This window comes from Acidovorax soli (assembly GCF_014207955.1).
GTDB lineage: Bacteria > Pseudomonadota > Gammaproteobacteria > Burkholderiales > Burkholderiaceae_C > Acidovorax > Acidovorax soli_A.
Map to the genome: position 1 here is coordinate 219,246 of NZ_JACHLK010000005.1, position 21,795 is coordinate 241,040.

Below are 21,795 nucleotides of genomic sequence, written 5' to 3' on the forward strand. Positions count from 1 at the left end.
GGACCTGTCAGTCAATTGTCCAGGCGCTTCTGTTGTGTTGGATGGATGGTGGAGGTCGCTTCAATTGGGGCGGAGTTGCCGGACATAAGTCTGTTGCAGCACTGCCATGGTGTTGGGCTTGCGCCCGTAGGCCAGTGCCGTGATGCGGTACGCCACGTTGGGCCTGAGGCTCAGGCGCAACAATTCGGGCTCGTCGGGTTGGTAGATCACGCCGCGCTTCGCATCGGCATAGTTCAGGATTTCGATCCAGTACCAGCCCCCCTGGTTGTTGGGTGTGGCTGCATTCCACTGCAAAATTGGATTGGCGGGAGAGGCTACGCTGCCCTGTGCAGCCCCCGAGTACTGCCCATAGCGCGCGCCAACGGTGGGTTGGGTCATGTCTTCCAGCCGGACCTCTCCCGACTTCAAATCGGGGGGGGGGGGATTTGTCGCGCTCGTGTAATTCCAAAAATCCTGCCGTCCCGTGCGTTTTGTGCACAAACCTGAGCGGCATTTGGTGGCTTGGGTGTCCAGCGTGGCCAAAAGAGGGTTAACCTCTTGAGGGTCCAGAGGAATTTTGTCGGCAGATCCAACAAAGTCGCGGCACGTGGCGGCTGTGCAGGGGGTGCCGTCTGGAAATTCGCGCCGGATGTCGAGTTCGGCATCCTGCAGTAGTGCCTGGGCGGCCTCGAAGGCTCGCTGGTAGTCGGCGTCGTTGCCCACCACCATTTCGTTGAAAAGCGAGGTGCGGGAGGCCCACAGTGCCAACAGCATGGACAGCATGACGAAAACGATGACGATAAACAGTGCCACGCCTCGCTGCTGTGGGCGCAGGGGCCGGTGGGTGGGGTGGGGGAGCCTTGGCATGGGGAATTTTTCTCGTCAAGGGTTATATGGCGGCGCCAGTCAGCCCCTGGCTGCGCATCTGGAAGACGTTGCGAAACACGGAATGCATGCGGCGGTTGCGTGGACTGGGCAAGGTGGTCATGTCCACGGCAGTTCCATTGCAATCGGTGTAGGTGCTGCCGGCGGGCATGCTGATCGACTCGATGCCATAAAGCACTAGACACACTTCAACTGCCTGCACGCGGCCCCAGTTGGTACCCACCCCGGCAGCGTCGACAGCGCGTATGTTGGGGTCTCCCAGCGTGCTCACGGTGTCTTGCAGCAGATAGCGCACCTGGAAATTCGCCACGTTCTGCGCGATGGACTGGGCTGCTGCACCGTTGCCGCTGCATTGCAATTCGCTGCCCGTGAGTTGAAAGATGCTTTCCAGCCGCATATCTGCATTGGCGCTGTCGGGGCCGCCCAAGCAATTACGTGCCAGTGTTTGTTCGGCGGCATTGCCGAATACGGGCTCTGTAAAGCGGCGGTAGCCCAGCGTGACGGTGGCAGGGGTATTTGTGCCGGTGATCGTGTCCGTCGAGGGATTGAATCCTTTGGCGCTGCCTGAGGCGATGGAGATGGTTTCGAAGCCCACAGGGGCGAAGTACAGATCCTGGGCAATGAGACTTTTGGGATTCATGTTCAGGCGCACAGAGCCCGCCTGGCGCATTTGCAGGCCAATGACGCGCATGGCGTAGGCGGCCTGCTGCTGGATGCCGCTGGTGTCGGTCACCGTGCCTGATACGTTGCGGGAGACGGTGAGTGCACCCATGGCGACGGCAATGGTCAGCAGGCCGATGGTGATACCCACCATCAACTCGATCAAGGTGAACCCGCGCTGTTTGCCGGAGGTGGTCAGCAGGGCTTTACGCTGATTCTTGCCCAGATGGCGATTTGCCGCGCCGGCTGGGGAGGGGGTGTTTTTCGAAAGCATGTCAAACCCCTGGGCAGTAGTACATGGTGGTGTTGCCGCCGGGCGCGTACGGTGCGCAGCGGGCGGCGACCGGGATGTACTGGAGGTGGCAAGTGAAGTTGGCGGGGCACTGAAAGCCTGCGCCATTGCTCAGGGTGCCATCGGCTGCTCGAACCTTGGTGGCATCAATGTTGTCCTTGTAGGCGGCAGTGAGGTCGCTCTCGTTCTCGCGCCATGCGATCATCACGCCCAATTGGCGCCTTTGCCCGGCTGCCACGGCGGTCTCGGCCGGGGGGACGAAGATGCTGGCCTGGCCCAGGGGAAGGTTGTCGCGGACGGCCTTTTTCCAGACAGCCAAGTCATACGTCGCCAACTGCGTATGGGTACAACCGGTGGCACATGTACCTACGGTGGGGGTTGCTGCGAATGTCGTGACATAGGTGCCCAAGTCCGCCAGGGCATTCGGATTGGTCTTCATGCGTTCGCCCAAATCCTCAATCAAGCGGATCGCCTGCGCCCGGCGCAGCGTGGTCGACGTGTCGGTGAGGGTGCGCATCTGGATGCCCAGGATGCCCAGGATGCCCAGGGACATGATGGCGATGGCGACCAGAGACTCGATCAGGCTGACGCCGCGCTGCGAATCAGGGTGTTGGAGGTTGGCGGAGCGCATGGGAAATCCTCTTTGGCCGGAGCGGGTGGTTCTCACGAATTCAGGAAGTGGGTGCAGGTTCAGCATGCCTCGCTGCCTTTTTTGCGGATGATGCGTCCCCCCGTGCCGACACACAGGCGGGCTGCACTGATGTCGGTCATGGTTTTGGTTTCGGGTGTGATGGCAAAGAACAGGTTGGTGGGAACACCTGCTCCGGCTCCCGTCGAATGCGAGGCCATTCCCCAGCGGTCTACAACGATTTTGCTCGTACTGCCTGCCAGGCTCACTGTCACCCGGGTAGGCTCGGGCACTTCTTGCAGGGGGCATTCGTTGGGCTGGATTGCCGGGTTGCAGGGATCTTTCAAGCCATTGCTGTTCGCGTCGAAGAACACCTCCCAGCCGCAACCCCATTGGGTTGGTCCGGCGCCGTTGTTGCAGGTCAATGAGGCATTGTTGTCTTTCTTCTGGATGATGACGTTCCCACCTCGTTTGATGGCCTCCGATCGCGCCAGATACATGGTGGATGTCATGCTTTCTGCCGTATCGCGGACCCGCCAGCGTTCAATCAGGGGTCTGAAGCTGGGCCCTACCAGGGCGCTCAATATCGCCACAATGGCCACGACGACCATGAGCTCGATGGCCGTAAACCCGCCATTGGGATGCGCAGCTCCGCCGGGTGTGCGGGTGGCTGATCGACGGTAAAGGCTCGGTACTTGCATGATTTTCATATTAGGTGACCGGATGTGATGTGACCATGGCGTGCTGACCAGTGGCATGGAAGCCGGGACGAGCGGCCGAAAGCAGTGTCTCAGAGGGGTGGTGCCGCCTTCATGGCGCCACATGGCTACGGGTTGTCGGTGCGTGCTGTTCGTGTTTTTCGTTGCAATTGAGACTATTTTGCCGCTTGCGTCCGAGGGCGTTTCTGGATGCATTCTGGGCGCCCCCGCGGGCTTCGGCAAGCCAAAAAGACCCATCTTCCAGGGTGCGGGTTATAATCCGATGGTTTTGCATGGTGCAAGACGCACGCCATCGGCCTTTCCAGCGGGTGGCGCAAGTAAAAACCGGGGTCTTTGGCGCTCTGCCGTAGGCCTCATCCAAGGAAAAAACCAAATGATCGCATCCTCCATCAAGGCCGAAGTCGTCAAGGCCAACGCCCGTGCTGCCAACGATACCGGCAGCCCAGAAGTGCAAGTGGCCCTGCTGACGGCCCGCATCAACGAACTGACCCCCCACTTCAAGACGCATGCCAAGGACCACCACGGTCGCCGCGGCCTGCTGCGCATGGTGAGCCGTCGTCGCAAGCTGCTGGACTACCTCAAGGCCAAGGACGCCGACCGTTACACCGCGCTGATCGCCAAGCTGGGTCTGCGCAAGTAAGCTGCATCGCATGCAAAAACGCCTGGGTTAGTCCGCTAGCTCAGGCGTTTTTTACTTCGGAGCCGCAAAACAGAGCGAAGCTGTGTCATTCCAGCGGGCCTGCCGCCGCCGCTGCAGGGTCAGGCCCGCTGGAATGGCATCGTGTTCTGAATTGCACTCCAAGCCGCGCTGGCATTGCATTGCCAGCTACAACAAAAGGAGCTGAACATGAGCATTTTCAACAAAGTCACCAAGACCTTCCAATGGGGCGACAAGACCGTCGTCATGGAAACGGGTGAAGTCGCCCGCCAGGCCTCCGGTGCCGTGCTGGTGAACATCGACGACACCGTGGTGCTGGCCACCGTGGTGGGTTCCAAGTCGGCCAAGCCCGGCCAGGACTTCTTCCCCCTGACCGTCGACTACATCGAGAAAACCTATGCCGCCGGCAAGATCCCCGGCAGCTTTTTCAAGCGCGAAGCCAAGCCCAGCGAGCATGAGACGCTGACCAGCCGCCTGATCGACCGCCCGATCCGCCCGCTGTTCCCCGAAGGCTTCTTCAACGAAGTGCACGTGGTGATCCACACCGTGTCGCTCAACCCCGAAGTGGACGCTGACATCGCTGCCCTGATCGCCACCAGCGCTGCGTTGGCCATCTCCGGCATCCCGTTCAACGGCCCCATCGGTGCCGCCCGCGTGGGCTACATCAATGGCGAATACGTGCTCAACCCCGGTCAGACCGCGCGCAAGAGCTCGCAGATGGACCTGGTCGTGGCCGGTACCGAAGCCGCCGTGCTGATGGTGGAGTCCGAAGCCCAGCAGCTGTCCGAAGAAATCATGCTCGGTGCCGTGGTCTTCGGCCACCAGCAGGGCAACATCGCCATCAACGCCATCCATGACCTGGTGCGCGATGCTGGCAAGCCCGCGTGGGACTGGCAGCCTCCTGCCAAGGACGACGCCCTGATCGCCAAGGTCGGCGCCCTGGCCGATGCCAAGCTGTCTGCCGCCTACCAGATCCGCAACAAGCAAAGCCGCACGCAAGCCTGCCGCGAAGCCTACGCTGCCGTGATGGCGGGCCTCAAGGCCGAAGGTGTGGAATTCGACGCCGTCAAGGTCGAAGGCATGCTGTTTGACATCGAAGCGCGCATCGTGCGCAGCCAGATCCTGGCCGGCGAGCCCCGCATTGACGGCCGCGACACGCGCACTGTGCGCCCCATCGAGATCCGCAACAGCGTGCTGCCCCGTGCCCACGGCTCGGCCCTGTTCACGCGCGGTGAAACCCAGGCGCTGGTCGTGACCACGCTCGGTACCGAGCGCGATGCCCAGCGCATCGACGCCCTGGCTGGCGAGTACGAAGACCGCTTCATGATGCACTACAACATGCCTCCCTTCGCCACCGGCGAAGTGGGTCGCATGGGCTCCACCAAGCGCCGCGAAATCGGCCACGGCCGCCTGGCCAAGCGCGCGCTGGTCGCCGTGCTGCCGACCAAGGAAGAGTTCCCCTACACCGTGCGTGTGGTCTCGGAGATCACCGAATCCAACGGCTCCTCGTCCATGGCTTCGGTCTGCGGCGGCTGCCTGTCGATGATGGACGCCGGCGTGCCCATGAAGGCGCATGTGGCCGGTATCGCCATGGGCCTGATCAAGGACGCCAACCGCTTTGCCGTGCTGACCGACATCCTGGGCGATGAGGACCACCTGGGCGACATGGACTTCAAGGTGGCCGGTACCACCGCCGGCATCACCGCCCTGCAGATGGACATCAAGATCCAGGGCATCACCAAGGAAATCATGCAGGTCGCCCTGGCCCAGGCCAAGGAAGCCCGCATCCACATCCTGGGCAAGATGCAGGAGGCCATGGGTGAGGCCAAGGCCGAAGTCTCGAACTTCGCGCCCAAGCTCTACACCATGAAGATCAACCCCGAGAAGATCCGTGACGTGATCGGCAAGGGCGGCGCCGTCATCCGTGCGCTGACCGAAGAGACCGGCTGCCAGATCAACATCGAGGAAGACGGCACCATCACCATCGCCGCCACCGACGCTGCCAAGGCCGACGAAGCCAAGCGCCGCATCGAGCAGATCACGGCCGAAGTCGAGATCGGCAAGGTCTACGAAGGCCCTGTGACCAAGATCCTGGACTTCGGTGCCCTGATCAACCTGCTGCCCGGCAAGGACGGCCTGCTGCACATCAGCCAGATCGCGCACGAGCGCGTCGAGCGCGTGGGCGACTACCTGACCGAAGGCCAGATCGTGAAGGTCAAGGTCATGGAAACCGACGAGAAGGGCCGCATCAAGCTGTCCATGAAGGCCTTGGCCGAGCGCCCTGCAGGCGGCTTCAGTGACCGTCCCGCGCCCGCAGAGCGCGGTGACCGCGAGCCCCGCCGCGACCGCGAGCATGGCCGTGACCGCCAGCCTGTGGATCAGCAACAGCAGCAACAACAGCAGCAGCAATAACCTGGAGTGCATGCTGCCGGCGGATGGCGTGATTGGCCGCTCAATGGCTGATCCGCCGTCTTTTTCTGCCACTGCAGGTGTGCAGGATGGCGGCAGCTCCGGTGTCCCCCGATGACCACAATCCCTCCTATGCAAGCGGTGGAAATTTCCGCGTTCGGCGCGCCGGACGTGCTGCGCCTGGGCGAGCGTCCTGTGCCCGTTCCAGGTGCCGGCGAGCTGCTGATACGCGTGGGTGCCAGCGGCATCAATCGGCCCGATGTGCTGCAGCGCATGGGCCACTACGCGCCCCCGCCTGGCACCTCCGACCTGCCGGGTCTGGAAGTGGCAGGCGTGGTGGAGGCGGGTGATGCGGCGGCCATGGCCCAGGCGGGCCTGGCCATTGGCGACCGCGTCTGTGCGCTGGTGGCGGGTGGCGGCTATGCCCAGTGGTGCGTGGCGCCCGTGGAGCAGTGCCTGCCCGTGCCGGCGGGTTTCAGCGACATCGAGGCGGCCTCGCTGCCTGAGACCTTCTTCACGGTGTGGAGCAATGTCTTTGACCGCGGCCGCCTGCAGGCCGGTGAAACCCTGCTGATCCAGGGTGGCACCAGTGGCATTGGCGTCACGGCCATCCAGCTGGCGCGCGCCGTGGGTGCCACCGTGATCGCGACCGCTGGCAGCGATGACAAGTGCCAGGCCTGCCTGGGCCTGGGTGCGCACCACGCCATCAACTACAAGTCCCAGGACTTCGTGGCCGAGGCGAAGCGCATCACCGATGGCAAGGGGGTGGATGTGGTGCTGGACATGGTCGCGGGTGGCTATGTCGCGCGCGAAGTCGAGTGCCTGGCCGAGGATGGCCGCCTTGTCATCATCGCCGTGCAGGGCGGGGTCAAGAGCGAGCTCAATGCCGGCCTGGTGTTGCGCCGCCGGCTCACCATCACCGGTTCCACGCTGCGTCCACGCTCCGTGGCCTTCAAGGGGGCCATCGCCCGCGCGCTGCGCGAGCGGGTGTGGCCCCTGCTGGTGGCGGGTACCGTGCGCCCGGTCATCCACAGCACGTTCGTGGCGGCCGATGCGGCCCAGGCGCATGCGCTGATGGAGTCCAACCAGCACATTGGCAAGATTGTTTTGACGTGGTGAACGGAACATGAAAAAGAAGCTCATCGCAGGCAACTGGAAGATGAACGGCGGCTTGGCTGCCAACGAGGCCTTGCTCAAGGCCTTGCGCGACGGCATGGCGGCCATTGCATCGCCATGCGACGTGGCGGTGGCCGTGCCGGCGCCTTACCTGGCGCAGGTGCAGGCCCTGGTCGCTGGCTCGGGCATTGCACTGGCGGCTCAAGATGTATCGGCCCATGAGCAGGGTGCCTACACCGGCGAGGTGTCGGCCGCCATGCTCAAGGAGTTCGGTGCGCGCTATGTGCTGGTGGGGCATTCCGAGCGCCGCCAGTACCATGGCGAGACCGATGCCGTGGTCGCCATCAAGGCGCAGCGCGCGCTGGCGCTGGGCGTCACGCCCATCGTCTGTGTGGGTGAAACCCTGGCCGAGCGCGATGCCGGCGAGACCGAGGCAGTCGTCAAGCGCCAGCTGGCTGCGGTGATCCACCTCAATGGCCACTGCATCAGCGAGATCGTGGTGGCCTATGAGCCGGTCTGGGCCATCGGCACGGGCCGCACGGCCACGCCCGCGCAGGCCCAGGCGGTGCACGCCGTGCTGCGCGCACAGCTGGCCCTGGCCAGCGGGCATGCCGAGCGTGTGCACCTGCTCTATGGCGGCAGCATGAATGCCGCGAACGCGGCCGAACTGCTGGCGCAGCCGGACATCGATGGTGGCCTGGTGGGCGGCGCCTCGCTCAAGGCGGCCGATTTCTTGCAGATCATGGGGGCGGCCTCTGTGGGCCGCGCCTGAAGTTATCCAAATCAGGAGTGAACAGAGAATGAATGTGATCGTGAATGTGATTCTGGCGGTGCAGATGCTGACCGCGCTGGGAATGATCGGCTTGATCCTGATCCAGCACGGCAAGGGCGCCGACATGGGGGCGGCCTTTGGCAGTGGCAGTTCGGGCAGCCTGTTCGGCGCCAGCGGCAGTGCCAACTTCCTGTCGCGCACCACGGCGGTTCTGGCCGCCGTGTTCTTCGCCGCCACGCTGGCTCTGGCATACTTCGGCAATGCGCGCCCCGCCAGTTCTGGCAGCGTGCTCGAAGCGCCTGCAGCGGCTTCGCCTGCGCCTGCGGCGTCGGGTGCAGCCCCTGCAGCGATTCCTGTGCCTGTGGTGCCGGCTTCCGGTGCGGCGCAGATCCCGACCAAATAATCTGCACTAATTTGGGCCCTGTTCCGCGAAGCAGGGTTTTTACGGAGTAGAATCCTGGATTGTCTGGAAAGCCAAAACCGCAAGGTTCCTCATGCCATCCAGGCACATACATCCAGCCGTCGTGGTGAAATTGGTAGACACGCTATCTTGAGGGGGTAGTGGCGAAAGCTGTGCGAGTTCGAGTCTCGCCGACGGCACCAAAACAAAGGCCTCCCCGCTTGACCTGCCCAGGGTCAAGTCGGGCCAGGCCACAGCGGTGAGCACATCCTCCAGATGAACCTCGATCAGTACCTCCCCGTCCTCTTGTTCATCCTGGTCGGCATCGCCGTTGGCGTCGTGCCCCTGGTCATCGGATATGTCCTCGGTCCCAACCGCCCGGACGACGCCAAGAATTCTCCCTACGAGTGTGGCTTCGAAGCCTTCGAGGATGCGCGCATGAAGTTCGACGTGCGCTACTACCTCGTCGCCATTCTCTTCATCCTGTTCGACCTCGAAATCGCGTTCCTTTTCCCGTGGGCGGTCACGCTGCACGAGGTGGGCGCTGCCGGTTTCGTTGCCGTGGTGATCTTCCTGACGATCCTCGTCGTGGGCTTTGCCTACGAGTGGAAAAAGGGCGCCCTCGACTGGGAATGACAGCGGGCTTCAACAAGGACTGATGCAATGATTGAAGGCGTGATGAAGGAAGGCTTCATCACCACGAGCTATGACTCCGTGGTGAATTGGGCCAAGACCGGCTCGCTCTGGCCCATGACCTTCGGTCTGGCCTGCTGCGCTGTCGAAATGATGCACGCGGCGGCTGCCCGCTACGACATCGGCCGCTTCGGCGCCGAAGTGTTTCGCGCCAGCCCCCGCCAGTCCGATCTGATGATCGTGGCCGGCACGCTGTGCAACAAGATGGCGCCCGCGCTGCGCAAGGTGTACGACCAGATGTCCGAGCCCCGCTGGGTACTGTCCATGGGTTCGTGCGCCAACGGCGGCGGCTACTACCACTACAGCTACTCCGTGGTGCGCGGCTGCGACCGCATCGTGCCCGTGGATGTCTACGTGCCAGGCTGCCCGCCCACGGCCGAAGCGCTGATCTACGGCATCATCCAGCTGCAGCAGAAGATCCGCCGCACCAACACCATTGCGCGCGTCTGAGGGTTGACGATGACATCTGTTGCCATTCGCCCTGAAAAAATCCAGGAAACCGTTGCTGCCGTGCTGGGCGACAAGGTTCGCAAGATCCAGGTGGCCCTCGGTGAGGTCACCGTCACCGTCTCCGCTGCCGACTACTTGGCTGCCATGCAGCAGTTGCGCGATGCGCCCGGCTGCCAGTTCGAGCAGCTGGTCGACCTGTGCGGCGTGGACTACTCGGCCTATGCCGACGAGGTCAACGAAGGCGCGCGCTACTGCGTGGTCTCGCACCTGCTGTCGGTCAGCCTGAACCAGCGCCTGCGCGTCAAGGTGTTCTGCGCCGACGACGATTTCCCGGTCGTGGCCTCGGTCTCCGAGCTCTGGAACTCCGCCAACTGGTACGAGCGCGAGGCCTTCGATCTGTTCGGCATCGTGTTCGACGGCCACAACGACCTGCGCCGCATCCTGACCGACTACGGCTTCATCGGCCACCCCTTCCGCAAGGACTTCCCGCTGTCCGGCCATGTCGAGATGCGCTACGACACCGAGCAGCGCCGGGTGGTCTACGAGCCCGTCTCGATCGAGCCGCGCGAGATCACGCCGCGCATCATCCGCGAAGACAAGTACGGAGGCCTGCACTGAGGCGCCGCGCGCCCCACGTGAACCACCATGGCTGAAATCAAGAACTACTCCCTGAACTTCGGACCGCAGCACCCGGCAGCGCACGGCGTGCTGCGCCTGGTGCTCGAACTCGACGGCGAAGTCGTCCAGCGCGCCGACCCGCACATCGGCCTCTTGCACCGCGCCACTGAAAAGCTGGCCGAGCACAAGACCTACATCCAGTCGCTGCCTTATATGGATCGTCTGGACTACGTGTCCATGATGTCCAACGAGCACGCCTACTGCTTGGCCATCGAGAAGCTGCTGGGCCTGGAAGTGCCCGTGCGTGCGCAGTACATCCGCGTGATGTTCTCCGAGATCACGCGCCTGCTCAACCACCTGATGTGGCTGGGTTCGCACGGCAACGACTGCGGCAGCTCCACCATCCTGATCTACACCTTCCGCGAGCGCGAAGACCTGTTCGACATGTACGAAGCCGTCTCCGGCGCGCGCATGCATGCGGCCTACTTCCGTCCGGGTGGCGTCTACCGCGACCTGCCGGACAGCATGCCGCAGTACAAGGTCAGCAAGATCAAGAACGCCAAGGCCCTGGAGGCCATGAACCAGAACCGCCAGGGTTCGCTGCTGGACTTCATCGACGACTTCACCAAGCGCTTCCCGGGCTGCGTGGACGAGTACGAGACCCTGCTCACCGAGAACCGCATCTGGAAGCAGCGCACCGTGGGCATCGGCGTGGTGCCACCCGAGCGCGCGCTCAACCTGGGCATGACCGGCCCCATGATCCGCGGCTCCGGCATCGCCTGGGACCTGCGCAAGACCCAGCCCTACGATGTCTACGACCGCATGGACTTCGACATCCCGGTGGGCAAGACGGGCGACTGCTATGACCGCTACCTCGTGCGTGTGCAGGAGATGCGCGAGTCCAACCGCATCATCAAGCAGTGCGTGGACTGGCTGCGCGCCAATCCCGGTCCTGTCATTACCGACAACCACAAGGTGGCTGCGCCCGATCGTGAATCCATGAAGTCGAACATGGAGGAGCTGATCCACCATTTCAAGCTCTTCACCGAAGGTTTTCACGTGCCCGAAGGCGAGGCCTATGCCGCCGTCGAGCACCCCAAGGGCGAGTTCGGCATCTACCTGGTGAGCGATGGCGCCAACAAGCCCTACCGCCTGAAGATCCGTGCCCCGGGCTTCGCGCACCTGGCCACGCTGGACGAGATGGCCCGCGGCCACATGATCGCCGACGCCGTGGCCATCATCGGCACCATGGATATCGTGTTCGGGGAGATCGACCGATGAGCAGCAGCAATACCAAGATCACCGAGGCCACGCTGGCGCGCTTCGCGCGCGAAGTGGCCAAGTACCCGCCCGAGCAAAAGCAATCGGCCGTGATGGCCTGCCTGTCCATCGTTCAGCAGGAGCAGGGCTGGGTCAGCGCCGAGAGCGAGGCCGTGATCGCCGACTACCTGGGCATGGCCCAGATCGCGGTGCACGAAGTCACCACGTTCTACAACATGTACAACCAGCAGCCGACGGGCAAGTACAAGCTCAACGTCTGCACCAACCTGCCTTGCCAACTGCGCGACGGCCAGAAGGCGCTGCACCACCTCGAGAAGAAGCTCGGCGTGGCCATGGGCGAGACCACGGCCGATGGCCTGTTCACGCTGCAGCAGTGCGAGTGCCTGGGCGCCTGCGCCGATGCGCCCGTGATGCTGGTCAACGACCGCACCATGTGCAGCTTCATGGACAACGACAAGCTTGACCAGTTGGTGGACGGCCTGCGCGCTGCGGAAGGACAAGCATGACCACCGCCGCACAGATCCTCTCGCAGTTCCAGGCCACCGGCGTCCAGACCTGCTTCCACGACCGCCACATCAACCCGCAGATCTACGCGGGCCTGGATGGCACGAACTGGAGCATCAAGGACTACGAGGCGCGCGGCGGCTACCAGGCGCTGCGCAAGATCCTGGCCACGGGCGAAGGCGAAGGCCTGACCCAGGACCAGGTGATCGCCACCGTCAAGGAATCGGGCCTGCGCGGCCGCGGCGGTGCGGGCTTCCCCACCGGCCTCAAGTGGAGCTTCATGCCCCGCTCGTTCCCCGGCCAGAAGTACCTGGTGTGCAACTCCGACGAAGGCGAGCCAGGAACCTGCAAGGACCGCGACATCCTGCAGTTCAACCCGCACATCGTCATCGAAGGCATGATCATCGCGGCCTACGCGATGGGCATCTCCGTGGGCTACAACTACATCCACGGCGAAATCTTCCAGACCTACGACCGCTTCGAGGAAGCGCTCGAAGAGGCGCGTGCCGCCGGCTACCTGGGCGACAAGATCCTGGGCAGCAACTTCAGCTTCCAGCTGCATGCCGCGCACGGCTTCGGCGCCTACATCTGCGGCGAAGAAACCGCGCTGCTCGAATCGCTCGAAGGCAAGAAGGGCCAGCCGCGCTTCAAGCCGCCGTTCCCAGCGAGCTTCGGCCTGTACGGCAAGCCCACCACCATCAACAACACCGAGACCTTCGCGGCCGTGCCGTGGATCATCCGCAACGGTGGCCAGGCCTACCTGGAGTGCGGCAAGCCCAACAACGGCGGCACCAAGATCTTCTCGGTCTCGGGCGACGTGGAAAAGCCCGGCAACTACGAAGTGCCCATGGGCACGCCGTTTGCCAAGCTGCTCGAACTGGCCGGTGGCGTGCGCAAGGGCCGCCAGCTCAAGGCCGTGATCCCGGGCGGCTCGTCCTCCCCGGTGCTGCCCGCTTCCATCATCATGGAATGCACGCTGGACTACGACTCCATCGCCAAGGCCGGCTCCATGCTGGGCTCGGGTGCCGTGATCGTGATGGACGATTCCCGCAGCATGGTCGAGAGCCTGCTGCGCCTGTCTTATTTCTACTCGCACGAGTCCTGCGGCCAGTGCACGCCGTGCCGCGAAGGCACGGGCTGGATGTGGCGCGTGATCGACCGGATCCAGCATGGCCAGGGACGCGATGGCGACCTGAACCTGCTCAATTCGGTGGCGGACAACATCCAGGGCCGCACCATCTGCGCGCTGGGTGACGCAGCGGCCATGCCGGTGCGCGCCATGATCAAGCACTTCCGTCCGGAATTCGAAGCGCTGATCCGCAAAGAGACCCCTCAGGCTGCCGCCTGATCGCGAGAAACGCATATGGTTGAAATCGAACTCGACGGGCAGAAGGTAGAAGTCGCCGAAGGCTGCATGGTGATGCATGCAGCCGAGAAGGCCGGCACCTACATCCCCCACTTCTGCTACCACAAGAAGCTTTCCATCGCCGCCAACTGCCGCATGTGCCTGGTGGACGTGGAAAAAGCCCCCAAGCCCATGCCAGCCTGCGCCACGCCCGTGACGCAGGGCATGATCGTGCGCACCAAGAGCGACAAGGCCATCAAGGCCCAGCAGTCGGTCATGGAATTCCTGCTCATCAACCACCCGCTGGATTGCCCCATCTGCGACCAGGGCGGTGAGTGCCAGCTGCAGGACCTGGCCGTGGGCTACGGCGGCTCCTCCTCGCGCTACGAGGAAGAAAAGCGCGTGGTCTTCCACAAGGACGTGGGCCCGCTGATCTCCATGGAAGAGATGAGCCGCTGCATCCACTGCACCCGCTGCGTGCGCTTCGGCCAGGAAGTGGCCGGCGTGATGGAGCTGGGGATGATCCACCGCGGCGAGCACTCCGAGATCACCACCGTGGTGGGTGATACCGTGGACTCCGAGCTGTCGGGCAACATGATCGACATCTGCCCCGTGGGCGCGCTCACGAGCAAGCCATTCCGCTACAGCGCCCGCACCTGGGAACTGTCGCGCCGCCGCTCGGTCAGCCCGCACGACTCCACCGGTGCCAACCTGATCGTCCAGGTCAAGAACCACAAGGTCATGCGCGTCGTTCCGTTCGAGAACGAAGCCGTCAACGAGTGCTGGATCGCCGACCGCGACCGTTTCTCGTACGAATCGCTCAACAGCGACGAGCGCCTAACCCAGCCCATGCTCAAGCAGGGCGGCGTCTGGAAGACCGTCGACTGGCAGACCGCGCTCGAGTACGTGGCCAACGGCCTCAAGAACATCAAGAACGACCATGGCGCCAACAGCATCGGCGCCCTGGTGAGCCCGCACAGCACGCTGGAAGAGCTGTACCTGGCCTCCGCGCTGGTGCGCGGCCTGGGCAGCGACAGCATCGACTACCGCCTGCGCAACGCCGAATTCGCCACCTACGAAGGTGCCCGCTGGCTGGGCACGTCCATCGCCTCGCTGTCCACGCTGCAGCGCGTGCTGGTCGTGGGCTCCAACCTGCGCAAGGACCATCCGCTGTTCGCACAGCGCATCCGCCAGGCCGCGCGCCATGGCTGCCAGGTCAGCGTGGTCGACTCGGCCCTGGCCGACTGGGCCCTGCCCGTGAAGCACTCGCTGCTGCAGGGCGCAGGCCAATGGCTGCAGGCCCTGGGCAGCATCGCTGCCGCCGTGGCCCAGGAAAAGGGTGTGGCCGCACCGGCACAGGCCGGCACCGCCACTGAAGCCGCGCTGGCCATCGCCCGCTCGCTGCTGGGTGGTGAGCGCAAGGCCGTGCTGTTGGGCAATGCCGCCGCGCACCATGGCCAGGCCACGCAACTGCTGGCCCTGGCCAACTGGATCGGGGAGCAGACCGGCGCCACCGTGGGCTACCTCACCGAAGCCGCCAACACCGTGGGTGCCCAGTTCGCGGGTGCACGCCCTGTGGGCAACGGCCTGAACGCAGGCCAGATGCTGGCCGGCGGCCTCAAGGCCGTGCTGCTGCTCAACACCGAGCCGGCCTTCGACGCCGCCAACGGCGCCCAGGCGGCTGCCGCCATCGGCCAGGCCCAGATGGTCGTGACCCTGAGCCCGTTCAAGGCCAACATGGACATCAGCGACGTGCTGCTGCCCATCGCCCCGTTCACCGAAACCTCGGGCAGTTTCGTCAACGCCGAAGGCCGCCTGCAGAGCTTCCACGCCGTGGTGCGCCCGCTGGGCGACACGCGCCCCGCCTGGAAGGTGCTGCGCGTACTGGCCAACGTGCTGGGCGTGCCGGGCTTCGATTTCGAGACCTCGCAGGACGTGCTGGCCCGTGCCACCAACGCCCCTGCCGGCCAACTGACCATGCTGCCTGCGGACCAGCTGTCCAATGCCGTGGGCCAGGTGCCCCAGGCTGCTGCGAGCGTGGGTGAGCCTGCCGTGGCCGCGATCTACCAGCTCGATGGCCTGGTGCGCCGCGCCACCTCGCTGCAACTGACCGCCGACGCCCGCAACACCGCCACAGCCGCTGAAGGAGTGCCCGCATGATTGACGCGCTGTACAACGGGGGGCTCAACCTCCTGCCGTTCGGCTGGTGGACGGCTGCGGCCTGGCCGGTGCTCTGGATCCTGCTCAAGATCGTCGTGATCGTCGCGCCCCTGATGGGCGCGGTGGCCTACCTCACGCTGTGGGAGCGCAAGCTCCTCGGTTTCATGCAAGTGCGCCATGGCCCCAACCGGGTGGGTCCCATGGGCCTGCTGCAGCCTCTGGCCGACGGCCTGAAGCTGATGACCAAGGAAATCATCCAGCCCGCGGCCGCGAGCAAGGGCCTGTTCGTGCTGGGCCCGCTGATGGCCATCATGCCGGCGCTGGCTGCCTGGGTGGCGATTCCCTTCGGCCCCGATGTGGCCCTGGCCAACGTCAACGCCGGCCTGCTGCTGGTGATGGCGATTACCTCCATCGAAGTCTATGGCGTGATCATCGCCGGCTGGGCATCGAACTCCAAGTACGCCTTCCTGGGCGCGCTGCGCGCCTCGGCGCAGATGGTGAGCTATGAAATCGCCATGGGCTTTTGCTTCCTGGTGGTGATCATGGTTTCGGGCAGCATGAACCTGACCGAGATCGTGATGTCGCAGGGCAAGGGCATGGCTGCCGACAAGGGCCTGGTCTTCCTGTCCTGGAACTGGCTGCCGCTGCTGCCCATCTTCCTGGTGTACCTGATCTCCGGCGTGGCCGAAACCAACCGCCACCCCTTCGACGTGGTCGAAGGCGAAGCCGAAATCGTGGCCGGCCACATGGTCGAGTACTCGGGCATGGGCTTTGCCATCTTCTTCCTGGCCGAATACGCCAGCATGTGGCTGGTGTCCATCCTGGCGGCGCTGATGTTCCTGGGCGGCTGGCTGTCGCCCATCGACAGCGCGCTGTTCAACTGGATCCCGGGCTGGATCTGGCTGGGCATCAAGACCTTCCTTGTGGTGTCCATGTTCATCTGGATCCGCGCCACCTTCCCCCGCTTCCGCTATGACCAGATCATGCGCCTGGGTTGGAAGATCTTCATTCCGGTCACCCTGGTGTGGCTGCTCATCGTCGGCGGGTGGTTGCTCTCGCCATGGAATATCTGGAAGTAAGCGGGGACACACATGACTGCTGCTGTTGCTGCCGCACCTTTTTCGTTCAAGGATTTCTTCAAGAGCTTTCTGCTCGTGGAGCTCTTCAAGGGCATGGCCCTGACGGGCCGCTACGCGTTTCGCCGCAAGGTGACCGTGCAGTTCCCTGAAGAGAAGACACCTTTGTCGCCGCGTTTCCGCGGCCTGCATGCGCTGCGCCGTTACGACAACGGCGAAGAGCGCTGCATTGCCTGCAAGCTGTGCGAGGCCGTGTGCCCCGCCATGGCCATCACCATCGAATCCGATGTGCGCAGCGACGGCTCGCGCCGCACCACGCGCTACGACATCGACCTGACCAAGTGCATCTTCTGCGGCTTCTGCGAAGAGAGCTGCCCGGTCGACTCCATCGTCGAGACGCACATCTTCGAATACCACGGCGAAAAGCGTGGCGACCTGTATTTCACCAAGGACATGCTTCTGGCCGTCGGTGACAAGTACGAGGGTGAGATTGCCGCAGCCAAGGCTGCGGACGCCAAGTACCGCTGAGTGAGCGGTCGCGATCCCATCCATCCCGTCGCCAGACTTTCTATAAAGACCTGATTCATGGACGCCAAGACTGGTTTCTTCTACCTCTTCTCGGTCGTGCTGCTGTTTGCAGCCTTCCGGGTGATCACCGCGCGCAACCCCGTGCATGCGGTGCTCTACCTCATCCTGGCTTTCTCGCAGGCCGCGGCCGTGTGGCTGCTGCTCAAGGCCGAGTTCCTGGCCATTGCCCTGGTGCTGGTGTACCTGGGCGCGGTGATGGTGCTGTTCCTGTTCGTGGTGATGATGCTGGACATCCACATCGACTCCGTGCGCAAGGGCTTCTGGAAGCATTTCCCGCTCGCGGCCTTCGTGGGCGCGCTGATCGCGCTGGAAATGGCTGCCGTGCTGATGGGCGGCTTCCGCGGCATGGAAGAACCCAAGGCCGCAGCGGTCGTGGTCGACGCGGCCGGCAAGGTCGTGCAGTACTCCAATACCAAGGAACTGGGCAAGCTGCTGTACACCCAGTACCTGTACCCCGTTGAAATCGCTGCCGTGATCCTGCTGGTGGCCATGATCGCCGCCATCGCCCTGACCCTGCGCCAGCGCAAGGACAGCAAGGCCATCAGCCCATCCGAGCAGATCCGCGTGCGTGCCGCCGACCGCCTCGAAGTGGTCAAGGTCGCCGCCACGCAAAAGCCGGCCGCCGAAGTACCGGCCGAGCCCGCCGCCGAGGAGAAGAAGCCATGACATTGACCCTGGGACATTTTCTTTCGCTGGGCGCGATGCTGTTCGCGCTCGCGGTGATCGGCATCTTCCTGAACCGCAAGAACCTGATCGTGCTGCTCATGGCCATCGAGCTGATGTTGCTGGCCGTGAACATGAACTTCGTGGCGTTCTCGCACTACCTGGGTGACATGCACGGACAGGTGTTCGTGTTCTTCATCCTGACGGTGGCCGCGGCCGAGTCGGCCATCGGCCTGGCCATTCTGGTGCTGCTGTTCCGCAACAAGTCCAGCATCAACGCGGAAGACCTCAACACCCTCAAGGGTTGATGAGCCACCCGAATTCCCAAGGTTCTCAAGAATGAGTCAAACCCTCTCTGCTTCAACGCTCCTGGCCGTGCCGCTGGCACCGCTGGCGGGCGCACTGCTGGCCGGCATCTTCGGCACGACCTTCGGCGGCAACTGGATCGGCCGCCGGCTGAGCCACACCTTGACCATCCTGGGCGTGCTGGTGGCGTTCATCCTGTCGGCCATGACGCTCAAGAGCGTGGCGGTCGATGGCGCGCGCTTCAACGAGACGCTCTACACCTGGATGGTGGTGGGCGGCCTGAAGATGGAAGTGGGCTTCCTGATCGACAGCCTCACCGCCATGATGATGGTGGTGGTGACCTTCGTGTCGCTGATGGTGCACATCTACACCATCGGCTACATGGAAGAGGACGAGGGCTACAACCGCTTCTTTGCCTACATCTCGCTGTTCACCTTCTCCATGCTCATGCTGGTCATGAGCAACAACCTGCTGCAGCTGTTCTTCGGCTGGGAAGCCGTGGGCCTGGTGTCCTACCTGCTGATCGGCTTCTGGTTCAACAAGCCCACGGCGATCTTCGCCAACATGAAGGCCTTCCTGGTCAACCGCGTGGGTGACTTCGGCTTCATCCTGGGCATCGGCCTGATCGCCGCCTACACCGGCACCCTGAACTACAGCGAGATCTTCGCCAAGTCGGGCGAGCTCGGCGGCCTGCCGTTCCCCGGCACCGACTGGATGCTGATCACCGTGATCTGCATCTGCCTGTTCATCGGCGCCATGGGCAAGTCCGCCCAGTTCCCGCTGCACGTCTGGCTGCCCGACTCGATGGAAGGCCCGACCCCCATCTCGGCGCTGATCCACGCGGCCACCATGGTGACCGCCGGCATCTTCATGGTGTCGCGCATGTCGCCGCTGTTCGAGCTGTCGGACACGGCCCTCAACCTCATCCTGATCGTCGGCTCCATCACGGCGCTGTTCATGGGTTTCCTGGGCATCATCCAGAACGACATCAAGCGCGTGGTGGCCTACTCCACGCTGTCGCAGCTCGGTTACATGACCGTTGCGCTGGGCGCCTCGGCCTACTCGGTCGCCGTGTTCCACCTGATGACCCACGCCTTCTTCAAGGCCCTGCTGTTCCTCGGTGCCGGCTCGGTCATCATGGGCATGCACCACAACCAGGACATCCGCTGGATGGGCGGCGTGCGCAAGTACATGCCCATCACCTGGATCACCTCGCTGCTGGGCTCGCTGGCGCTGATCGGTACGCCCCTGTTCTCGGGCTTCTACTCCAAGGACAGCATCATCGAGGCCGTGCACTTCAGCCACCTGCCGGCGGCGCACTTCGCGCACTTCGCCGTGCTCGCCGGCGTGTTCGTCACCGCGTTCTACTCGTTCCGCATGTACTTCCTGGTCTTCCACGGCAAGGAGCGCTTCGACCAGAACCCCGATGCACACCATGACGACCACCATGGCCACGGCCATGACGACCACCACAGCCACGATCCGCACGAGTCGCCCTGGGTGGTGACGGTGCCGCTGGTGCTGCTGGCGATCCCTTCGGTGGTGGTGGGCTTCCTGTTCATCCAGCCCATGCTGTTCGGCGACTTCTTCAAGGACGTGATCTTCGTCGACGCGGCCAAGCACCCCGCCATGGCCAAGCTGGCCGAGATCTTCCACGGCCCCGTGGGCATGGCCCTGCACGGCCTGCAGACCGCGCCGTTCTGGCTGGCCGCCGCCGGCGTGGCCCTGTCGTACTACATGTACATGGTGAACCCGGCCCTGCCGGCGGCCATCAAGCGCATGTGCATGCCGATCTACACCCTGTTCGAGAACAAGTACTACCTCGACTGGATCAACGAGAACATCCTGGCGCGCGGTGCGCGTGCCCTGGGTACTGGCCTGTGGAAGGGCGGCGACCAGGCCATCATCGATGGCGCGCTGGTCAACGGCTCCTGGAAGCTCGTGCGCGGCGTCGCTGGCGTGGTGCGCTGGGTGCAGACCGGCTTCATCTTCCACTATGCCCTGGTGATGATCCTCGGTGTGTTTGCTCTGATGACCTGGTTCGTCTGGGGCGATGTCTTCATGCAGCTCATCAAGAAATAAGGAAAACAACAAAATGGGTCTGTTGAGTCTTGCCATCTGGGTGCCGATCGCCTTCGGCGCGGTGCTGCTCGCGCTCGGCCGCGACGAGCATGCTCCGGCCGTGCGCTGGCTGGCGCTGCTGGGGTCGGTCATCGGCTTCATCGTCACGATCCCGCTCTACCAGGGCTTCAAGCTCGGTACCGCGGCCATGCAGTTCGTCGAGAAGTTCGAGTGGATCGAACGCTTCAACGTGCACTACCACCTGGGCGTGGACGGCATCTCCTTCTGGTTCGTGCCGCTCACGGCCTTCATCACCGTGATCGTGGTGATCGCCTCGTGGGAGGCCATCACCGAGCGCGTGAACCAGTACATGGGCGCGTTCCTGATCCTGTCGGGCCTGATGATCGGCGTGTTCAGCGCGCTCGACGGCATCCTGTTCTACGTGTTCTTCGAAGCCACGCTGATCCCGATGTACCTGATCATCGGTATCTGGGGCGGTCCCAACAAGATCTACGCGGCGTTCAAGTTCTTCCTGTACACGCTGCTCGGCTCGCTGCTGATGCTGATCGCGCTGATCTTCCTGTACAACCAGTCCGGCGGCAGCTTCGACATCGCCACCTGGCACAAGCTGCCCCTGAGCGCCACAGCCCAGACCCTGCTGTTCTTCGCCTTCTTCGCGGCCTTCGCGGTGAAGGTGCCGATGTGGCCGGTGCACACCTGGCTGCCCGACGTACACGTGGAAGCGCCCACCGGCGGCTCTGCCGTGCTGGCAGCCATCATGCTGAAGCTCGGTGCCTACGGCTTCCTGCGTTTCTCCATGCCCATCGCCCCCGACGCTTCGCGCGAATGGGCCTGGCTGATGATCGCGCTGTCGCTGATCGCCGTGATCTATGTGGGCCTGGTGGCCATGGTCCAGAAGGACATGAAGAAACTGGTGGCCTACTCGTCCGTGGCGCACATGGGCTTCGTGACCCTGGGCTTCTTCATCTTCAACGACCTGGGCGTCTCCGGCGGCCTGGTGCAGATGATTGCCCACGGCTTTGTCTCGGGCGCGATGTTCCTGTCCATCGGCGTGCTGTACGACCGCGTGCACTCCCGTGAAATCGCAGCCTACGGCGGCGTGGTCAACACCATGCCCAACTTCACGGCCTTTGCGCTGCTGTTCGCCATGGCCAACTGCGGCCTGCCGGGCACCGCTGGCTTCGTGGGCGAGTGGATGGTGATCCTGGGCGCGACCAAGGCCAACTTCTGGATCGGCCTGGCCTCGGCCACGGCCCTGATCTTCGGCGCTGCCTACACCCTGTGGATGTTCAAGCGCGTGTACCTGGGCCCCGTGGCCAACGACCACGTCAAAGAGCTGACCGACATCAACAGCCGCGAGTTCTTCGTGATGTCGCTGCTGGCGATCGCCGTGCTGGCCATGGGCCTGTACCCACGCCCCTTCACGGACGTGATGGACACCTCGGTCGCGGAACTGCTCAAGCATGTGGCGCTGTCCAAGCTGAACTGACCAGACTGAACAGAGAGATTCG

22 protein-coding genes and 1 tRNA gene are annotated in these 21,795 nt (G+C 63.7%); 19 read left to right on the top strand and 4 right to left on the bottom strand.

The window, feature by feature from the left end:
- Positions 1 to 60 precede the first annotated feature (60 nt).
- From HNP48_RS15040 to HNP48_RS15055, 4 genes are read right to left on the bottom strand one after another with little or no spacing between them, the layout of a single operon-like run.
- Positions 61 to 846 (bottom strand): PilX N-terminal domain-containing pilus assembly protein, encoded by a 786-nt coding sequence (locus HNP48_RS15040; protein ID WP_184858292.1) that lies wholly within the window; start codon positions 844 to 846, stop codon positions 61 to 63.
- Between the two features lie 22 nt (positions 847 to 868).
- Positions 869 to 1,798 (bottom strand): PilW family protein, encoded by a 930-nt coding sequence (locus HNP48_RS15045; protein WP_184858294.1) that lies wholly within the window; start codon positions 1,796 to 1,798, stop codon positions 869 to 871.
- A gap of 1 nt (position 1,799) precedes the next feature.
- Positions 1,800 to 2,447 carry a type IV pilus modification protein PilV gene (pilV, locus tag HNP48_RS15050; protein WP_184858296.1) on the bottom strand — a complete coding sequence of 216 codons (648 nt, stop codon included), beginning with the start codon at positions 2,445 to 2,447 and terminating at the stop codon, positions 1,800 to 1,802.
- Between the two features lie 59 nt (positions 2,448 to 2,506).
- Positions 2,507 to 3,154: a GspH/FimT family pseudopilin gene (locus tag HNP48_RS15055; RefSeq protein WP_260420243.1), complete on the bottom strand. Its 648-nt coding sequence runs from the start codon at positions 3,152 to 3,154 to the stop codon at positions 2,507 to 2,509.
- A gap of 382 nt (positions 3,155 to 3,536) precedes the next feature.
- Between HNP48_RS15055 and rpsO the strand changes: the two genes are divergently transcribed.
- The 19 genes from rpsO (at position 3,537) to HNP48_RS15150 (ending at position 21,773) form a co-directional block, all read left to right on the top strand.
- The gene (rpsO, locus tag HNP48_RS15060; RefSeq protein ID WP_005793232.1) at positions 3,537 to 3,803 is read left to right on the top strand and encodes a 30S ribosomal protein S15; all 267 of its coding nucleotides are present in this window, start codon (positions 3,537 to 3,539) and stop codon (positions 3,801 to 3,803) included.
- 207 nt (positions 3,804 to 4,010) lie between these two features.
- Positions 4,011 to 6,233: a polyribonucleotide nucleotidyltransferase gene (gene pnp, locus HNP48_RS15065; RefSeq protein WP_184858298.1), complete on the top strand. Its 2,223-nt coding sequence runs from the start codon at positions 4,011 to 4,013 to the stop codon at positions 6,231 to 6,233.
- Positions 6,234 to 6,362: 129 nt separating this feature from the next.
- Positions 6,363 to 7,349, top strand: a complete 987-nt coding sequence (locus tag HNP48_RS15070; protein WP_184858300.1) for an NAD(P)H-quinone oxidoreductase — start codon at positions 6,363 to 6,365, stop codon at positions 7,347 to 7,349.
- Positions 7,350 to 7,356: 7 nt separating this feature from the next.
- Positions 7,357 to 8,118: a triose-phosphate isomerase gene (gene tpiA / locus HNP48_RS15075; protein WP_184858302.1), complete on the top strand. Its 762-nt coding sequence runs from the start codon at positions 7,357 to 7,359 to the stop codon at positions 8,116 to 8,118.
- Between the two features lie 28 nt (positions 8,119 to 8,146).
- Positions 8,147 to 8,521 carry a preprotein translocase subunit SecG gene (gene secG, locus HNP48_RS15080; RefSeq protein ID WP_184858304.1) on the top strand — a complete coding sequence of 125 codons (375 nt, stop codon included), beginning with the start codon at positions 8,147 to 8,149 and terminating at the stop codon, positions 8,519 to 8,521.
- Between the two features lie 115 nt (positions 8,522 to 8,636).
- A tRNA-Leu gene (locus HNP48_RS15085) sits at positions 8,637 to 8,721 on the top strand.
- Positions 8,722 to 8,794: 73 nt separating this feature from the next.
- On the top strand, positions 8,795 to 9,154 hold the full coding sequence (locus HNP48_RS15090; RefSeq protein WP_007849128.1) for an NADH-quinone oxidoreductase subunit A: 360 nt from the start codon (positions 8,795 to 8,797) through the stop codon (positions 9,152 to 9,154).
- A 27-nt stretch (positions 9,155 to 9,181) separates the two neighbouring features.
- A complete protein-coding gene (locus tag HNP48_RS15095; protein WP_007849129.1) occupies positions 9,182 to 9,661 on the top strand; it encodes an NADH-quinone oxidoreductase subunit B family protein in 480 nt (159 codons plus the stop codon).
- A gap of 9 nt (positions 9,662 to 9,670) precedes the next feature.
- Positions 9,671 to 10,279: an NADH-quinone oxidoreductase subunit C gene (locus HNP48_RS15100; protein ID WP_184858305.1), complete on the top strand. Its 609-nt coding sequence runs from the start codon at positions 9,671 to 9,673 to the stop codon at positions 10,277 to 10,279.
- Between the two features lie 27 nt (positions 10,280 to 10,306).
- Positions 10,307 to 11,560, top strand: a complete 1,254-nt coding sequence (locus tag HNP48_RS15105) for an NADH-quinone oxidoreductase subunit D (RefSeq protein ID WP_184858307.1) — start codon at positions 10,307 to 10,309, stop codon at positions 11,558 to 11,560.
- Positions 11,557 to 12,066, top strand: a complete 510-nt coding sequence (nuoE, locus tag HNP48_RS15110; protein WP_184858310.1) for an NADH-quinone oxidoreductase subunit NuoE — start codon at positions 11,557 to 11,559, stop codon at positions 12,064 to 12,066. Before HNP48_RS15105 ends, nuoE begins: the two co-directional genes overlap by 4 nt.
- The gene (gene nuoF, locus HNP48_RS15115; RefSeq protein ID WP_184858312.1) at positions 12,063 to 13,412 is read left to right on the top strand and encodes an NADH-quinone oxidoreductase subunit NuoF; all 1,350 of its coding nucleotides are present in this window, start codon (positions 12,063 to 12,065) and stop codon (positions 13,410 to 13,412) included. Before nuoE ends, nuoF begins: the two co-directional genes overlap by 4 nt.
- Before the next feature lie 15 nt (positions 13,413 to 13,427).
- Positions 13,428 to 15,569, top strand: a complete 2,142-nt coding sequence (nuoG, locus tag HNP48_RS15120; RefSeq protein WP_184858314.1) for an NADH-quinone oxidoreductase subunit NuoG — start codon at positions 13,428 to 13,430, stop codon at positions 15,567 to 15,569.
- Positions 15,566 to 16,648: an NADH-quinone oxidoreductase subunit NuoH gene (nuoH, locus tag HNP48_RS15125; protein ID WP_184858316.1), complete on the top strand. Its 1,083-nt coding sequence runs from the start codon at positions 15,566 to 15,568 to the stop codon at positions 16,646 to 16,648. Before nuoG ends, nuoH begins: the two co-directional genes overlap by 4 nt.
- Before the next feature lie 12 nt (positions 16,649 to 16,660).
- On the top strand, positions 16,661 to 17,173 hold the full coding sequence (gene nuoI, locus HNP48_RS15130) for an NADH-quinone oxidoreductase subunit NuoI (RefSeq protein ID WP_184858318.1): 513 nt from the start codon (positions 16,661 to 16,663) through the stop codon (positions 17,171 to 17,173).
- 57 nt (positions 17,174 to 17,230) lie between these two features.
- Complete coding sequence (locus HNP48_RS15135; protein WP_184858321.1) at positions 17,231 to 17,899, top strand: NADH-quinone oxidoreductase subunit J; 669 nt, start codon at positions 17,231 to 17,233, stop codon at positions 17,897 to 17,899.
- Positions 17,896 to 18,204 (top strand): NADH-quinone oxidoreductase subunit NuoK, encoded by a 309-nt coding sequence (gene nuoK, locus HNP48_RS15140; protein WP_005793248.1) that lies wholly within the window; start codon positions 17,896 to 17,898, stop codon positions 18,202 to 18,204. Before HNP48_RS15135 ends, nuoK begins: the two co-directional genes overlap by 4 nt.
- A 31-nt stretch (positions 18,205 to 18,235) precedes the next feature.
- Positions 18,236 to 20,284, top strand: coding sequence for an NADH-quinone oxidoreductase subunit L (gene nuoL, locus HNP48_RS15145; protein ID WP_184858323.1), 2,049 nt, complete (start codon positions 18,236 to 18,238; stop codon positions 20,282 to 20,284).
- A gap of 13 nt (positions 20,285 to 20,297) precedes the next feature.
- The gene (locus tag HNP48_RS15150) at positions 20,298 to 21,773 is read left to right on the top strand and encodes an NADH-quinone oxidoreductase subunit M (protein ID WP_184858325.1); all 1,476 of its coding nucleotides are present in this window, start codon (positions 20,298 to 20,300) and stop codon (positions 21,771 to 21,773) included.
- Positions 21,774 to 21,795: the final 22 nt, after the last annotated feature.

Excerpts from the sequence above, each read along its gene's own strand:
- HNP48_RS15040 (WP_184858292.1), bottom strand. The coding sequence starts at position 846 with ATGCCAAGGCTCCCCCACCCCACCCACCGGCCCCTGCGCCCACAGCAG.
- HNP48_RS15045 (WP_184858294.1), bottom strand. The coding sequence starts at position 1,798 with ATGCTTTCGAAAAACACCCCCTCCCCAGCCGGCGCGGCAAATCGCCAT.
- pilV (WP_184858296.1), bottom strand. The coding sequence starts at position 2,447 with ATGCGCTCCGCCAACCTCCAACACCCTGATTCGCAGCGCGGCGTCAGC.
- HNP48_RS15055 (WP_260420243.1), bottom strand. The coding sequence starts at position 3,154 with ATGAAAATCATGCAAGTACCGAGCCTTTACCGTCGATCAGCCACCCGC.
- rpsO (WP_005793232.1), top strand. The coding sequence starts at position 3,537 with ATGATCGCATCCTCCATCAAGGCCGAAGTCGTCAAGGCCAACGCCCGT.
- pnp (WP_184858298.1), top strand. The coding sequence starts at position 4,011 with ATGAGCATTTTCAACAAAGTCACCAAGACCTTCCAATGGGGCGACAAG.
- HNP48_RS15070 (WP_184858300.1), top strand. The coding sequence starts at position 6,363 with ATGCAAGCGGTGGAAATTTCCGCGTTCGGCGCGCCGGACGTGCTGCGC.
- tpiA (WP_184858302.1), top strand. The coding sequence starts at position 7,357 with ATGAAAAAGAAGCTCATCGCAGGCAACTGGAAGATGAACGGCGGCTTG.
- secG (WP_184858304.1), top strand. The coding sequence starts at position 8,147 with ATGAATGTGATCGTGAATGTGATTCTGGCGGTGCAGATGCTGACCGCG.
- HNP48_RS15090 (WP_007849128.1), top strand. The coding sequence starts at position 8,795 with ATGAACCTCGATCAGTACCTCCCCGTCCTCTTGTTCATCCTGGTCGGC.
- HNP48_RS15095 (WP_007849129.1), top strand. The coding sequence starts at position 9,182 with ATGATTGAAGGCGTGATGAAGGAAGGCTTCATCACCACGAGCTATGAC.
- HNP48_RS15100 (WP_184858305.1), top strand. The coding sequence starts at position 9,671 with ATGACATCTGTTGCCATTCGCCCTGAAAAAATCCAGGAAACCGTTGCT.
- HNP48_RS15105 (WP_184858307.1), top strand. The coding sequence starts at position 10,307 with ATGGCTGAAATCAAGAACTACTCCCTGAACTTCGGACCGCAGCACCCG.
- nuoE (WP_184858310.1), top strand. The coding sequence starts at position 11,557 with ATGAGCAGCAGCAATACCAAGATCACCGAGGCCACGCTGGCGCGCTTC.
- nuoF (WP_184858312.1), top strand. The coding sequence starts at position 12,063 with ATGACCACCGCCGCACAGATCCTCTCGCAGTTCCAGGCCACCGGCGTC.
- nuoG (WP_184858314.1), top strand. The coding sequence starts at position 13,428 with ATGGTTGAAATCGAACTCGACGGGCAGAAGGTAGAAGTCGCCGAAGGC.
- nuoH (WP_184858316.1), top strand. The coding sequence starts at position 15,566 with ATGATTGACGCGCTGTACAACGGGGGGCTCAACCTCCTGCCGTTCGGC.
- nuoI (WP_184858318.1), top strand. The coding sequence starts at position 16,661 with ATGACTGCTGCTGTTGCTGCCGCACCTTTTTCGTTCAAGGATTTCTTC.
- HNP48_RS15135 (WP_184858321.1), top strand. The coding sequence starts at position 17,231 with ATGGACGCCAAGACTGGTTTCTTCTACCTCTTCTCGGTCGTGCTGCTG.
- nuoK (WP_005793248.1), top strand. The coding sequence starts at position 17,896 with ATGACATTGACCCTGGGACATTTTCTTTCGCTGGGCGCGATGCTGTTC.
- nuoL (WP_184858323.1), top strand. The coding sequence starts at position 18,236 with ATGAGTCAAACCCTCTCTGCTTCAACGCTCCTGGCCGTGCCGCTGGCA.
- HNP48_RS15150 (WP_184858325.1), top strand. The coding sequence starts at position 20,298 with ATGGGTCTGTTGAGTCTTGCCATCTGGGTGCCGATCGCCTTCGGCGCG.